Raw genomic sequence first — 14,272 nt, forward strand, 5'->3', positions numbered from 1 at the left:
TCCTCGATGCTCATTCCGATGTTGCTCGCAGGCTCTCAGCGGGCCTTGAACTGCGGCGCGCGCTTCTCGGCGAAGGCTCGGCCCGCCTCGCGGAAGTCCTCGGTCAGGTCGAGCCGGGACAGCTGCATCTGCTCGTCGAGCGTGGTGGCGAGCGGGACCCACTGCTTGCGAGTGACGCGGACGGCGTCACGGGTGGCCAGCGGCGGGGCCTTGAGCACCTCGCGGGCCAGTTCCTCGGCCGCCTTGAGGTGTTCGCCGGCGGGAACCAGACGATTGATCAGGCCGAGCCGGTGGAGCTCCTCGGCCTTGATGCGGCGGCCGGTGATGAGCATCTCCGAGGCCATCTTGGACGGCATGAAGGTCTTGATCTTGGCCCAGGTCCGTGAGCCGGACATGCCCGTGGTGGTCTCGCTGATGGCGAACTCGGCGTCCTCGGCGGCCACGATGAGGTCACACTCGGCGGCCAAGTGCGCACCACCGCCGAGGACGTACCCGTGCACGGCCGCGATCACCGGCTTGTAGTTGGCGGTGCGGCCGAGCCATCCCTCGCCGCCGGTGCCCCGGAGGTGCTGGGCGCCGCCGACGTGGCCGTTGCGCACCGCTTCCAGGGCCTTCGCCCGCCTGGTCTCGTCGTCGTCTCCGAAGGAGAACGAACTGTGCTCCTTGACGTCGAGGCCGGCGCAGAAGGCCCTGCCCTCACCATGGATGATCAGCACCCAGAGGTCGTCGTCGAGGTCGAACTCCAGCAGCGCGGTGCGGATCTCGGACTCCAGCGTGTCGCTGAGCGCGTTGAGCCGCTCGGGCCGGTTCAGCTTCAGGTAGGCCAGGCGGCCGTCCGTAGTGAACTCGATGGTCTTGTAGGCGGTCATGCCGTTTTTATCCTCAATCGTCATGTGTCATGGATAGGAGCGTCACAGGCTCAGCACGATCCGATCGCGCTCCAGGCGGGTGCGCTCGTCGTCGGAGAAGCCTGCCTCGGCGAGCACCTCACGCGTGTGCTCCCCGGACAGGGGGGCGGGGCGGAAGGCCGCCGGGTCGGGGGCCCAGTCCGAGAAGTCGATGAGCGGACCGAAGCAACCGGTCACCCGGCCGAACCGCCGGTCCGGAGTGCTGATCACCAGGTGGGCCCGGCGGGCCGCCTCGTCCGCCAGCATGGCGGCGAGGGCGTCGCCCGCACAGCGGGTCGCCCACACTCCCGCGACGGCCAGCGCGCTCAGCACGTCGTCGCAGGTCCGCCCGCCGATCGCGGCGCCGATGGCGCGGTGATCGCCGGGACCCCAGCGCGCACTGGGGCCGAGATCGCCGAGGCCCAGCACGGCCGTCAGGGCTGCGCTCATCCGCTCACCGCGGGCATCGACGGCGATCCACCCGTCAGCGGCGCGGTACAGCGACTGCGCGGGGTGGAAACCGCACCGGTCGGCGGCGAGCACCGCCCCGCCGGCGATCGATCCGTCCGGCCGGCGGACCAGCTCGCCGCGCAGGAACATCGCCGCGCCGAGCAGGCTCGTGTGCACGTCCACCGCCGCCCCGGTCTCGGCCCGCTCGTACAGCGCCGCGAGCAGCCCGATCGCACCGAGTGCTCCGGTGCAGTAGTCGACGAACGGGGAGCGGTACCAGAGCGGCTCGTCGCCTTCCCCGCCCGCGCGCACCTCGTGCCCGCACAACGCCTGCATCACCATGTCGAACCCGCTGCGGTCCGCCCGCGGTCCGGTTCCGCCGTACGCGGTGGTGTGCAGGTACGCCAGGTCGGGCCTGCCCTGCCGCAGTGCGGCGGCGTCCACTCCCAGGCGCTCGGCGACGCCGAGCCGGAAGTTGTGGTGTACGGCGTCGGCCGTCGTGGCCAGGCGCCGCACGAGCTCGCGTCCCTCCGTCGTCTTGATGTCGACGACGATGCTGCGTTTCCCCCGGTTCGAGGTCAGCGTGTTGCGCAGCCCCGTCAGGTTCGACAGCCCGGTCGGCGGCTCGATCTTGATCACGTCTGCACCCAGGTCCGCCAGCAGCTTGGACGCGAACGGCCCGGCCACCCAGTTCCCCAGGTCGAGGATGCGGATCCCGGCCAGCGGCGGCGCGTCGTCACCCGGTACGGAGGACATGACAGTGCCGGCGAGCTCGACCCCCGCGGTTTCGGAAGCGACGGTCGTGAGGCCGACGGGGCCGGCGGGATACTGATGCCCGTCCGGGTCGACGGCGACCAGACCGGCCGCCCGCACCTGGGGGTCGCCCAGGCACTCCCCCGGCGCCAGCACCGGCTCGGCCGCGATGCCGACCGCGGCGAAGGCCTCCACGAGCTCGTCCCGGGGAAACTTGGCGATGTAGCGGCCGAGCACCTCGCGGTCGGCGAAGTAGTTCTCGGCGCCCCGGGCCAGGCTGGGGGCGCCACGGTCGTCGGGGTCGACGGGCCCCGGAATGCCGAGCACGCGATGCACCTTGGCCACCGCCTGAGGCACACCCAGCACGATCTGGACGAAGCCGCCATCCGCGCATCGGAAGACGAGGTGTTTGACGTCACGCGGCGGGACCGCGTCGAACGCCGCGTCGGGTCGCTCGGCGGTGAGCCACAGGTGCGGCCAGAACAAAGCCGACCCCTGCTGCAGAGTCACCCGCACCCGCTGTCCGCGCCCACTGCGACGGCGCCGGTGCAGCGCGGCCCACGCACCGATGGTCGCGAGCAGTGCGGCGCCGTACAGCGGCGGGGCGAACGCCACCTGGGTCGGCCTGTCGCTGAACTGCTCGAAGACGAAACCGGTGCGAGCCTGCACCAGCAGGTCGGTGGCCGGGGTGGCGCCTGCCGTACCGGGCACGTAGCCGCCGACCTCGACGACGACCAGCTGTGGATGACGGGTGGTCAGCACCTGGACGTCCAGTTCGCCGAGGTGCGGCACCGCACCCGCCTCGGGGTGGTCTTCGCCGCCGACGAGAAGGACGTCGATCGAGTCCAGGAGGCCGGGCACGTCCGCGGGGTCGACCTCCGCCCAGTCGCGGGCCCACAAGGGCTGGGCCGGGTAGAGCTCGGCGAAGGGATCCGGTCCGGGGCGACGGACTCGGAGAACGATCGCACCGGAATCGTGGAACAGCCGCGCCGCGGCGGCCGTCGGCAGCCCGTTCCCGGCGTCCAGGATCCGGAGCCGGGAGATGGGCACGGGGCGTCGTCCGACGACGGTCACACCCCGCTCCGGTCTGCCTCCGCGAAGTGGTCCTTCCACGACCTGCCTTCCTCGAGCACGAGGTAGTGCCCTCGGGGCTGCTGCGTGTAGTTCAGGCCGAGCGGCTCCTCTCCCCTGGCCACGCGCTGCGCGTTGTCGATGAGCCGGCGGCGGAATCGCGCGATCGCCAGGTCGGCGGGAACCAGGTGCTCGATCGGGAACCGGTCCATCGCGCCCATCGACGCGGCCACCCCGAAGTCCTCGGGGATGAACCGATGCATCCCCGTGAAGCTCCCGTTCCGCATCGCCTCCCGGTCCTGGCCCCAGTTGTTCTCCTTGCGGGGCCGGCCGGGCAGATCGTGGAACTCGCGGCCGAGACCCCACGTGTCCATGCCGATGTCGTCGATGCCGTAGTAGGCCCGCAGCTCGTCGCGCGCCTCGCCCACGCCGATCTGCCTCGTGGGATCCCAGAAGATCATGAAAAAGTGTGACCGGTCGTTGTCGACGGGCAGCGTGATCTGCATGAGGTAGTCCGGCGGAACGAAGATCGTCGTCGGGAAGGCGTAGCTGGTGATCCGAGCCGCACGCGACTCGGTGCCGTCCTCGTTCTTGACGGTGCGGATCGCCGCATAACGCAGGCCGAAGTCGGCCTCCTGCACCTCGATGTCGGGTGCGAGGTTCTTGGCGAGGACGGCGCCCGTCGACGCTCGTGTCCGGCCGCCGAGCGTCGGCGCGGGACCGTTGCCGGCGCCGAGCTTCTTCAGCGCGTCCTGGTGCAGGACACCTGTGTGCGAGGAGTCGAGCAGGCCCTCGACCACGCGGGTGTAGTTCGCCGACGCGACGACGAGCTCGACGACGACGTTCTCCTCAGGGAGATCGAAGAACGGGTAATGCGGCAGCGGGGGCTCGGCCTCCGGTGGCCCGAAGTACCCCCACACGATGCCGCCCGCCTCGCGCACTCCGTAGGCGGGCTGGCGTACCCGCTGCTTGAACCGGTCGTCCCGAACATTGGGCGTGTCGAGGACGGTGCCGTCGACCGCGAACTTCCATCCGTGGTACAGGCACCGCAGGCCGCCCTCCTCGTTGCGGCCCAGGCACAGCGAAGCGCTCCGATGCGTGCAGAGCTCGTCAAGGATCCCGAGACGGCCCTGGGAGTCGCGGAAGACGACGTAGTCGTTCCCGAGCACCCGGAGCCGCATCGGATCGCCGTCCGGCTCGGCCACATCACGCGTCAGGCATACGGGCAACCAGAACCGGCGCATCAAGTCGTGCATGGGCGATCCGGCCGAGACGTCCATGAGCAACTTCTTCTGCTCGATCGGGTTCATGGGGCCCCTTTCGCACATCCCACACTTCCGGTATTTCGTCAAAACCTACGGCATGTCGACCTACCGGACAAGAGCAGCCTGCTTGATCGCGCCCGCATGGTTGCCTGCATAAGTATTGACCACACCTCCGATACTCCGTATAACTGTGCGAAATCTCGCAAAGGAGACCCTTGTGAAACTTCTGCGGTCACCCCTCCCCGCCGCTATCGCAGCCGCCGCCACCGCAGTCGCCACCCTCGCTGGGTGCGGGTCCGACGGTGAGACGACCGGCTCGTCCGGCGAAGAGACGATCAAGGTCATGACGTGGGCGTCGCTGGCCAACCCGAAGATCTCTCTCCCGCAGGTGAAGACGGCGGCCGAGGCACGGGTGAAAGCGATCAACGACGCCGGCGGCATCAAGGGCCATCGCGTGGAGCTGATCTTCTGCGACACCAACTACGACCCGAACACCGAGGCGGGCTGCGCCCGCCAGGCCCAGCAGGAGAAGGTCGCGGCGGTCGTCGGCGCCCACACCACCTTCCCCGGCACCTTCGCCGTCCTCGAACGCGCCAAGGTCCCCTTTGTGGGCAGCCTGGGGCTCACCGAGCAGGAAATGGCCAGCCCGGTCGTGTATCCGTTGGCCGGAGGCGTCCCGGGGTGGTATGCCGGAGCGGTCGCCCAGCTGAAGCAGGCAGGCGGCACGACCATCGGCATGATCGCCTGCAACAGTCCGGCCTGCACCTACGCGACCAAGGTCATCAAGGATTCCGTGCCCCGGTCCGGGATGAAGCTCATCGCGGAAGCATCGGTGGCCAGCGGCGTATCGGACCCGAGCGCCGGTGTGGCCCAGGCGATCGCGGGGAACCCGGACGGCCTGATCGTCGCGGTACCACCCAACGACATCCCCAAGCTGGTGCAGGCGGTCCGTCGCGCGGGCTACAAAGGCAAGATCAGTTCCAGCACGAGTCTCTTCCCCGCAGGCACGATCAAGGCCCTTGGTGCCGACGCGGAGGGCATCCTGCTGACCAGTCAGGTCAGGCCGCTGAGTCAGAGCGACGACCCGGCGATCGCCCAGTTCGACAAGGAGATGGACGCGATCGACCCCGCCGTGAAGAAGGACGAGAACGCCGAACTCGTCTGGGGTGCCTACGTCCTGTTCCAGAAGGTGGCCGAGCGGCTCGACAGCGTGGGCACCGAGTCGGTGTCCACGGCGATGAGCAACCTGAGCGAGCCGGTCGAGACCGGAATCACCAGTCCATACACCACGACGGGGAAGACCGCGCCCATGGCGAACACTCCTCGGCTCTTCAACCCCACGGTGTTCAACACCGAGATCAAAAACGGAGCCCTCGTCGTCACGTCGGACACCCCCATCGACCCGTTCAACGCGCTGACCGACGGTTCGTGATCATGGCGGCCGACCACGAGCGGGAGATCGTCCTGCAGGCGAGCGGGATCAGCGCCGGATACGGCGATCTCCCAGCGATCCGCGGGATCGATCTGCACGTCGCCCGGGGGGAGATCGTCGCCCTGTTCGGCGCCAACGGCGCCGGCAAGACGACCACGCTGTTGTCTCTCGTCGGTGAGCTGCCGCGCAGTGCCGGACAGGTGCACTGGCTCGGCCGCCCCACGCAGGCGCGACTGCATCAGCTGGCACGGCAGGGCCTGGCCTTCGTCCCCGAGAACCGCTCGGTCCTGGCGAGCATGTCGGTTCGCGACAACCTGTTGCTGGGCCGCGGCGGGGTCGAGCCGGCAGTGGAAATCTTCCCTGAGCTGGCGCCGCTGCTGGGCCGGCGCGCCGGCCTGCTGTCGGGCGGCGAGCAGCAGATGCTGACCCTGGCCCGGGCGCTGGCCGCCCGGCCGGTGGCGCTGCTGGTCGACGAGCTGTCACTCGGGCTGGCCCCGATCGTGGTGGAGCGGCTGTTCACGGTATTGCGTCAGGCAGTGCGCTCCCATGACATCGCGGTTCTGCTGGTGGAGCAGGAGGCCCGTCGTGCCCTGGACGTGGCCGACCGCTGGTATCTGCTGCGCAACGGCGAACTGGTCGGATCGGGCGACGCAAGCATCGGCACCGATCAGCTGGAACGCGAGTACCTGGCCGGACTCGGCTCGGCCGGCTGAGCGACGCTGCGGCGGCGGCCGCTGAGCGGAAACGGACGCATATGGACATCCTTCGGTTCGCCCTGCTCGGGCTCGCCTCCGGCGCGATCTGCGCGATCGTCGCCCAGGCGCTGGTGTTGACCTACCGGGCTTCAGGCATCCTCAACCTCGCCCAGGGCGCCTTCATCATGATCGGCGCCTACTCCTACTACCAGTTCACGCAGTGGAAGGCTCCGCTCGCTGTGGCGGTGTGCGGCGCGATCGCCGTGAGCGCCCTCCTGGGGATCGCCGTGTTCGCACTCGTGATCCAGCCGATGCACCGCTCCTCACCGCTCACGCGAGTGATCGCCACGCTGGGAGTGTTGATGGTCTTGCAAGCGGCCGTCATCCTCGCCTACGGCATCGACATCCGCCCGGCCCCCTCCTGGCTGCCCACCCGGACACTGGAACTGGTCGCCGGGGCACCCGTCGGCGCCGACCGGTACGCGATCACGCTACTGGGGTGTGCGGCCACCGCCATGCTGTGGGCGTTCTACCGCTTCACCTCCTTTGGCCGTGTCACCTCCGCGGTCGCGGAAAACCCGCAGGCGGCGGCTTGCCTGGGGCACTCCCCGGCTCGAATCGCCATGGTCAACTGGGGGCTGGGCTCGGCGCTGGCCGGCTTCGCCGGAACTTTGATCGGCCCGATCATCTATTTGGAGCCCACCCAGCTGGTGCTGCTGGTGCTACCCGCTCTCGCCGCAGCCATGATCGGCGGATTCGCCTCCTTCCCGCTGGCCTTCACCGCCGCGCTCGGCATCGGCGTGGTGCAGGGCTGGCTGCAGCGTTACGTGGACAACCCGGGATGGTCCACGGCGGTGCCGTTCCTCGCGGTGATCGTCTGGCTGGTGCTACGCGGGCGTGGACTGCCGCTGCGCAGCCACCTGCTGGACCGGCTGCCCGCCGTGGGCAGCGGACAGGTCAAGCCCACGCGACTGGCCGTGGCGTTCGCCCTGTCCTGCGCGCTGGTCGTGTTCGGCATGAACGAGCAATGGCTGACCGCGCTCACCTTCACCGTGCTGATCGCGATCGTCTGCCTGTCCGTGGTCGTCATCACGGGCTACGCCGGCCAGCTTTCCCTGACCCAGTACGCGCTGGCCGGGGTCGGGGCGTTCATCGCCGCCAGGCTCTCGGACGTGGTGCCGTTCGAGATCGCGCTCGTGACGGCCGTGCTGCTCACCGCGGCGATCGGTGCCCTCGTCGGGCTGCCGTCCCTGCGTACTCGCGGGGTGACCCTGGCAGTGGTCACCCTCGCCCTGGCGGACGTGGCCTACCGGCTCATCCTGGACAACGACGACGTCAACGGCGGCACCGCCGGGCTCACCGTCGCCCCGCCGTCCCTGTTCGGCTGGGACATCGACCCCCTGCTGCACCCCGAACGGTACGCCGTGGTCGCGCTGGTCGCACTGTTCGCGGTCGCCCTGGCCATGGCCAACCTGCGCCGGGGAACAGTCGGGCGGCGCCTCCTGGCGGTCCGCTCCAACGAACGCGCCGCCGCCGCCTTGGGAGTCGGCGTGTACGCCGCGAAAACCTACGCCTTCACCCTGGCCGCCGGGGTGGCCGCTCTCGGCGGGGTCCTGCTGGCCTACCAGCAGTCGGTGGTCCTCACTCCGCAGTTCGCCGTGTTCACCTCGTTGGTGTTGGTCGGCGTCACCGTCGCCGGCGGCGTCGGAATGATCGGCGGGGCGCTCGTCGGATCGCTCATGATCCCCAACGGCCTGGTCAGCCAACTGCTGCACGGCATCCCCGACATCAACGTCTACCTCCCCCTCATCGGCGGCCTGTTCCTGCTCGTCACACTCCGCATCGCTCCCGACGGGCTGTTCGAACAGAACCGGCAGGCACTGCGCCACCTGCTCCGGCGCCGCCGCACCGATAGCCGTACCGGCAGGGCGCGGACGACCGACCGGCCCACCGGGACTCCGTCACCTACGGCTTCCACCACGGCGGCCACCCCACCCCGGACCAGCCGCGTGACCGTCCAGCGGGCACTGCGTGTAGAGGGCCTCCGGGTGGAATTCGGCGGTGTGCGGGCCATCGACGACGTATCGCTCCACCTCGAGCCCGGGCAGGTCCACGGCCTCATCGGGCCCAACGGAGCCGGGAAGACCACCTTCATCGACGCGGTGACGGGATTCGTCGCCACGTCCGGAGGCACGATCCATCTCGGCGACGACGCCATCACTGCCTGGAGTGTGCGCCGCCGCAACCGCAACGGCCTGATTCGGTCCTTCCAGTCCCTGGAGTTGTTCTCCGACCTGACCGTACGCGAAAACCTCGCCGTCGCCTGTGACGACGGCAGCGCCACCCGCTATCTCACCGATCTGGTCCATCCGGGCCCCATCCATCTGAGCCCTGACACCTTGGACGCCATCGACCAGTGCGGCCTCGCGCCGGACCTCGACCTCAAACCCGAACAGCTGCCTTTCGGACGCCGACGACTGGTCGCCATCGCGCGCGCGATCGCCGCCGCGCCCTCGGTCCTGCTGCTCGACGAACCCGCCGCAGGCCTGGACGACCACGAGGCCGAGGAACTCGGTCACCTGATCCGATCCGTCGCCGACCGCGGGGTCGCCGTCCTGTTGGTGGAACACCGCATGGACCTGATCACGTCCTGTTGCGACACGGTGACCGTACTCCGCTCGGGCCGGCTCCTGACCTCGGGCCCACCCCGGCAGGTGCTCACGCAGCCCGAAGTCCTGGACGCCTACCTCGGCTCACGGACCACGGCCGAGCCGGGCACGGCTCCCTCCGCAGCCATCCCTGTCGACTCCTGACGACCGACGACATGGGCTCTCCACCCCTGCGCCGAGCGCAGCGGCTCGCGCAGTTCTTCCAGACGGCTCACGCGGGCTTACGCCCTTGGAACCAGACCGACGCAGGTGACGAAAGCACTGTCCGCGGTGGGCCAGGATCCGGTCACCGATACGGCACGGCTCGCCTTCGGCTCGGTCGACCTGCTCGCGGGCCTCGACTTCGTCGCGCTGGCGATGGGCGTCTTCGGCCTGGGCGAGTTCTTCTACAACCTCCGCCACCCGCCGGAGCAGAGCGCCGAGCGGGCCGGGTTCTCCAGCGTCTACCCCGGCAGGAAGGATCTGCGGGCGTCCCGGTGGGCAATCCTCCGGGGCACGGTGATCGGTTCGCTGCTCGGGCTCGTTCCGGGCGCCAGCGGAACGCTGTCGTCGATGGTCTCCTATGCAGCGGAGAAGCGACTGGCGAAGGATCCCGGCCGATTCGGCGTCACCGACCACCCCGAGATCTTCTGGGGCGTGCTCGCCTCGATGTTCATCGGCAACGTCGTCCTGCTCGTGCTCAATCTGCCGCTGGTCAGGATCTTCGTGCAGTTGCTGCGGCCCCGGACCGGGATCCTGGGCGCGATCACCGTGCTCAACACCGGCGTCCTCGGTTACTACATGAGGAAGTACGGCTTCGAGGCCGGTCCGCTGGTGCTGGCATTCATCCTCGGCGGCGTGATCGACGCGGCGTTCCGTCGCAGCCTCCTCATGTCGGGTGGGGACCCGCTGATACTGCTCAATCGGCCGCTGTCAGGCGTGATCCTGGCGGTGGCGGCGGTGCTGCTGATCTTCCAGATGATCGGCTACACCCGGCAGAAGAACCTGATCGTGGCGTCGGAGGAGTAGGCCGGCCGGACTGCGTCGCACCTGGCTGCCGGGTCCCGGATCGGGAATCCGCGCCGTTGTGAGTCTGGGAACCAGCCGACGAACGGGAAATTGTGCGCCCCGACACGAACAAGGAGGCAATGTGGACTGGACCGCGCCTGGCCAGGAAGAGGTGGCACCCGGGGTTCACCGGATCCCGCTGCCCCTGCCCGATGACGGCCTGAGAGCGGTGAACGTCTACGCCATCACCGGCCGCCACACCAATACCCTGATCGACGGCGGATGGAAGATCGACGCCGCCCGCAATGCACTGGACACCGCGTTGGCCTCCCTCGGGCTGGCAGTGCAGGACTTCGACCGCTGCCTGGTGACCCACCACCACCGGGACCACTACACCATGGCGGTTGACCTGCGCCGGCGTGCAGGGCTGTCGGTGTCGTTGGGCGAGGGCGAGCGAGCGAGCATCGAGTCGGTGCGCACACCTCGCCGCCCCTTCCAGGAGCAGCGGGCCCTCCTGTACGCCGGTGGGGCGGGCATCGTGGTCGAGCTCCTGGACAGGCTCGGGCCGAAGCCCGTCGACAAGCACGACTACGAAGAGCCCGACCACTGGCTCGACGACGGGCAGACGGTCCCGCTCGACGGAAGAACCCTGCGCGTGCGGGCGACCCCGGGCCACACGCTCGGGCACGTCGTCTTCGTCGACGACGAGGCCCAGCTGATGTTCGCCGGCGACCACATCCTCCCGCACATCACCCCGTCCATCGGTTTCGAGGCCGTTACCCGGCGGACTCCCCTCGCGGACTACCTGTCGTCGCTGGCGCTGGTACTCGAAGAACCTGATCGGCTGCTGCTGCCCGCCCACGGCCCAGCCGGCGGGAGCGTGCACGTACGCGCCATGGAACTGCTCGCCCACCACGAGCGCCGACTGGCGCAGACCGAGCAGGCCGTACGGGCGGGCGCCGCGACGGGATATGAGATCGCCCGGGCGCTGCGCTGGACCCGCCGGGAACGGCGGCTGGCCGAACTCGACCCGTTCAACCAGATGCTGGCGGTGACGGAGACGCTGGCTCACCTGGACGTGCTCTGCGCCCAGGGGCGCGCCCATATGCGCGACGAGAACGGCATCTGGGTCTACTCGTCCTGATCGTGGCGCCTCCCCGTCCTACCCACGCGGCCGCCCAGGGGTGACCGTCCAAGTATCGCCGACAGAATGGAGAGAAGTAGATGTCCTTTGATCCCGGACTCGACCAGTACATGTTGTACCCGTTGGCCAAATGGGCCACCGATTTAGGGTACGAGGACATTCCCGAAGCCATTGCCCACCAGGCGCGGATGTCCCTGCTCGACACCATCGGCTGCGTCGTCGCGGGGTTCTCCCACCCCGACAACCAGAACATCCTGTCCGCCGACAGGGAACTGAGCGCGGCGGGCGGGAAGAACGCCGCCACGGTTGCGGTCTCCGGTGACCCGCTGTCGGTCCCGGCAGCAGCCAAGGTCAACTCCTGCCTGGCCAGCATCCTCGAACTGGACGACAACACAGCGGGTCACGCCTCGTTGGTCACCGTACCCGTCGGCCTGGCCGTAGCTGAGGCGTACCACCTGTCCGGCAGGGACCTCATCACGAGCATGGTCTCGACCTACGAGGTCGTCGGACGCGTGCTCGACTCCGTCTTCGACACCCTCAAGCCTTACAGCGAGTGCGCCATCGTCCCCATCGCGGCGCCCAACACCATCGGCGCGGCCGCCCAGACCGCCAAACTGCTCGGTCTCGATACCGAGGGCACGTTCGATGCGATCAACGTCGGCCTCACCTTCTTGCCGTTCTCGCCCATGGTCAACGCCAAGGTCGGCAGCCAGGTCAAACCGCTGCTCTTCAGCGGTTGGCACGTGTACGCCGGGAGCTTCGGGGCCATGTACGCCAAGGCGGGCCTCACCGCAGCGAACGACAGCTATGAGAGCGAGTATGGCGGCTACCTACGCAGCGTCGCCACCAGCTGGAACGCCGAGGTGCTGACCGAGGGGCTTGGGCAGAGCTGGCACCTGGACGCGCCCAACCGTAAGCGCCACGCCTGCTGCGGCTACATCCACTCCAGTATCGACGGCTGCTGGGACATGTTGCGCGAGCACCACATCGCGATCGACAGCATCGCCCGCATCCATGTGGACCTCCCCCGCGACGCTTTCGGGCTTGTCGGCTCGCCGCTGCTGGGAGATCTGACCCCCCGTGGAGCCCAGTTCTACCTGCCGTACGTCCTGGCCGTGGGTCTGGTCGAGAACCGGCCGATTCTCCCGGCGGACACCTGCGCCGAGGCACTGGACAGGCACCTCGCCAATCCGAACTTCGCCAGGCTGATGGAGAGCATCGGCGTCTCCCTCGACCCCGATATCTCCGGACGGTTCAGCTGCCGGCTGCAGCTCATTACGAAGGACGGACGTGAGTACAAGAGCTTCGTCCAAGACGCGGTGGGACGTGGCGAGCGGCAGTTCACCGTCCAGGAGGTCGAGGAGAAATTCCACACGCTGGCCTCGACCGAACTCAACAACGATGCGGTGGACCAGATCGTTGAGATGGTCCACAACATTGAGCAGGTCGAGGACGTCTCGGAGCTGACCACGCTACTCAAGAGGTGACGCATATGGCCGTTGTACGTGGCGCAGCAGACGTAGTCGCCGTCGAGTCAGCGGCATAGACGTTGCCAAGGTCTGGACAGCACAAGTCCTTGGTCACTGCTGCCGATCGCTGACACTCCGACCCAGGGCGATCACCCTGCTGAGGGACCGCTCCGCGAGGACGTCTTGAAATGAAGACTCAACCGCGCGGCCTTTACATTGTAGATTCACGACCTCACGAGATCCGGCCATAACGGACAGCTTCTGCCCTGATGGACGAACTCATTTGAACACGGCGGCCACGCGCACCTTCGTTGACCGTGGATCCCCTGGTAAGCACCAGTATTTAGGGGCACCAGTCGGGAGCGGTTGGCACGTTCAGCTTCACGGTCAAACGACGGTCAGACATCAAAAGAGCCTGATCACTTTGAGAGTGATCAGGCCTCTGACCTGCTAGAACAGTGTCGGGACGGCGGGATTTGAACCCACGACCCCTTGACCCCCAGTCAAGTGCGCTGCCAAACTGCGCTACGTCCCGTTGCCCTGGTCTCCCCGGGCACACCCAAACCTTAGCGCAGTTTCCGCCCTCGTGCGTACACGAACCGCGCCAGTGGGCCTAGGCTGGCGATCATGGGGAGGAAGGCGCGCATCGACCAGGAAGAACTCGTCCGGCTGGCCGCCGAAGGGTGGACCAACGCCCGCCTGGCAGAGCACTTCGGCGTCACGGAGTCGGGCATCCTGCAGGCGAAGCGCGCGGCCGGCCTGTCCAAGCCGATGACGGACCACGGCCGCGCCCTGCCGTGGAAGCTCCGGCGCGAGCACAGCCAGAGCGGCCCCGCCACCAACCTCCGGAACCTCTCCGCCGCGGCCCAGGGCCGGCAGATCCCCAAGGACAGGCTCAACACCGCCCTGCGGTGGGCGAGCCGGCTGGTCGACGACGGGCTCGACATCGCCTACGACCCCGAGCGGGGCTTCCACGAGGTGCCCGCCGGGGACGACTCACACGTCGCCCGGGTCCTCGCCGAGGCCCGCGAAGCCACGGACGCGGCGGGCACCACTCCCTGACCGTACGGCTCACACACCGTCGCGGGGCAGGGGCGTCGTCTCCTCGCGTACGTGCACGTGGCGCTCGCCCGGGTGGACGGCGGTGTGCGACTCGGTCTCCTGGACGTGGACGTGCGGTTCGGCCGCCGGGTCCACGGTATACATCGTGTCCGGCTCGATGGTCTCCACCATCTCCTCGGTCCGTGGACGGCGGGTGTAGCGACCGGTCAGCACCATACCGACGACCCCCACGGCCATGAGAATCCAGCCGATCATTTGTAGGTCGATTCCAGGAACGTCCCATTTGACGGCGAACGCGAGAACCGCGCCGACCGCGATGAAGGCGAGACTGGCCCCGAAGCCCATGGCTACCTCCTCTGCTGGTCAACGGCCCTTTACCCGCAGAATC

11 protein-coding genes and 1 tRNA gene are annotated in these 14,272 nt (G+C 68.5%); 7 read left to right on the forward strand and 5 right to left on the reverse strand.

All coding sequences use genetic code 11. The features are described from left to right. Positions 1 to 35 precede the first annotated feature (35 nt). From ACQEVJ_RS29070 to ACQEVJ_RS29080, 3 genes are read right to left on the reverse strand one after another with little or no spacing between them, the layout of a single operon-like run. On the reverse strand, positions 36 to 893 hold the full coding sequence (locus tag ACQEVJ_RS29070; RefSeq protein ID WP_433106458.1) for an enoyl-CoA hydratase/isomerase family protein: 858 nt from the start codon (positions 891 to 893) through the stop codon (positions 36 to 38). 18 nt (positions 894 to 911) lie between these two features. Further along, positions 912 to 3,164, reverse strand: coding sequence for a CoA transferase (locus tag ACQEVJ_RS29075; protein ID WP_433106460.1), 2,253 nt, complete (start codon positions 3,162 to 3,164; stop codon positions 912 to 914). Beyond that, on the reverse strand, positions 3,161 to 4,471 hold the full coding sequence (locus ACQEVJ_RS29080; RefSeq protein ID WP_433106462.1) for a Rieske 2Fe-2S domain-containing protein: 1,311 nt from the start codon (positions 4,469 to 4,471) through the stop codon (positions 3,161 to 3,163). Before ACQEVJ_RS29080 ends, ACQEVJ_RS29075 begins: the two co-directional genes overlap by 4 nt. A 172-nt stretch (positions 4,472 to 4,643) precedes the next feature. Here ACQEVJ_RS29080 and ACQEVJ_RS29085 point away from each other — a divergent pair, with 172 nt between their 5' ends. From ACQEVJ_RS29085 to ACQEVJ_RS29110, 6 genes are all read left to right on the forward strand, one after another. Continuing rightward, positions 4,644 to 5,858, forward strand: a complete 1,215-nt coding sequence (locus ACQEVJ_RS29085; RefSeq protein ID WP_433106464.1) for an ABC transporter substrate-binding protein — start codon at positions 4,644 to 4,646, stop codon at positions 5,856 to 5,858. Between the two features lie 2 nt (positions 5,859 to 5,860). Beyond that, positions 5,861 to 6,571 carry an ABC transporter ATP-binding protein gene (locus ACQEVJ_RS29090; RefSeq protein WP_433106466.1) on the forward strand — a complete coding sequence of 237 codons (711 nt, stop codon included), beginning with the start codon at positions 5,861 to 5,863 and terminating at the stop codon, positions 6,569 to 6,571. Positions 6,572 to 6,612: 41 nt separating this feature from the next. Continuing rightward, positions 6,613 to 9,366 carry an ABC transporter permease subunit gene (locus ACQEVJ_RS29095; protein ID WP_433106468.1) on the forward strand — a complete coding sequence of 918 codons (2,754 nt, stop codon included), beginning with the start codon at positions 6,613 to 6,615 and terminating at the stop codon, positions 9,364 to 9,366. Between the two features lie 105 nt (positions 9,367 to 9,471). Then, complete coding sequence (locus ACQEVJ_RS29100; protein WP_433106470.1) at positions 9,472 to 10,230, forward strand: tripartite tricarboxylate transporter permease; 759 nt, start codon at positions 9,472 to 9,474, stop codon at positions 10,228 to 10,230. 121 nt (positions 10,231 to 10,351) lie between these two features. Then, entirely contained in the window at positions 10,352 to 11,353 is a 1,002-nt protein-coding gene (locus tag ACQEVJ_RS29105) for an MBL fold metallo-hydrolase (protein ID WP_433106472.1), read from the forward strand. Between the two features lie 122 nt (positions 11,354 to 11,475). Continuing rightward, on the forward strand, positions 11,476 to 12,840 hold the full coding sequence (locus ACQEVJ_RS29110) for an MmgE/PrpD family protein (RefSeq protein ID WP_433106474.1): 1,365 nt from the start codon (positions 11,476 to 11,478) through the stop codon (positions 12,838 to 12,840). 443 nt (positions 12,841 to 13,283) lie between these two features. Here the strand turns inward: ACQEVJ_RS29110 and ACQEVJ_RS29115 are convergent. Beyond that, positions 13,284 to 13,357: transfer RNA gene (locus tag ACQEVJ_RS29115), tRNA-Pro, on the reverse strand. A gap of 92 nt (positions 13,358 to 13,449) precedes the next feature. Between ACQEVJ_RS29115 and ACQEVJ_RS29120 the strand changes: the two genes are divergently transcribed. Then, a complete protein-coding gene (locus ACQEVJ_RS29120) occupies positions 13,450 to 13,884 on the forward strand; it encodes a hypothetical protein (protein WP_433106476.1) in 435 nt (144 codons plus the stop codon). 9 nt (positions 13,885 to 13,893) lie between these two features. Here ACQEVJ_RS29120 and ACQEVJ_RS29125 read toward each other — a convergent pair whose 3' ends face one another. Further along, positions 13,894 to 14,229: a DUF6458 family protein gene (locus ACQEVJ_RS29125; RefSeq protein WP_433106478.1), complete on the reverse strand. Its 336-nt coding sequence runs from the start codon at positions 14,227 to 14,229 to the stop codon at positions 13,894 to 13,896. Positions 14,230 to 14,272 lie beyond the last annotated feature (43 nt).

The sequence above is a fragment of the Microbispora sp. CA-102843 genome, from assembly GCF_050936215.1.
In the GTDB taxonomy this organism is placed as follows: domain Bacteria; phylum Actinomycetota; class Actinomycetes; order Streptosporangiales; family Streptosporangiaceae; genus Microbispora.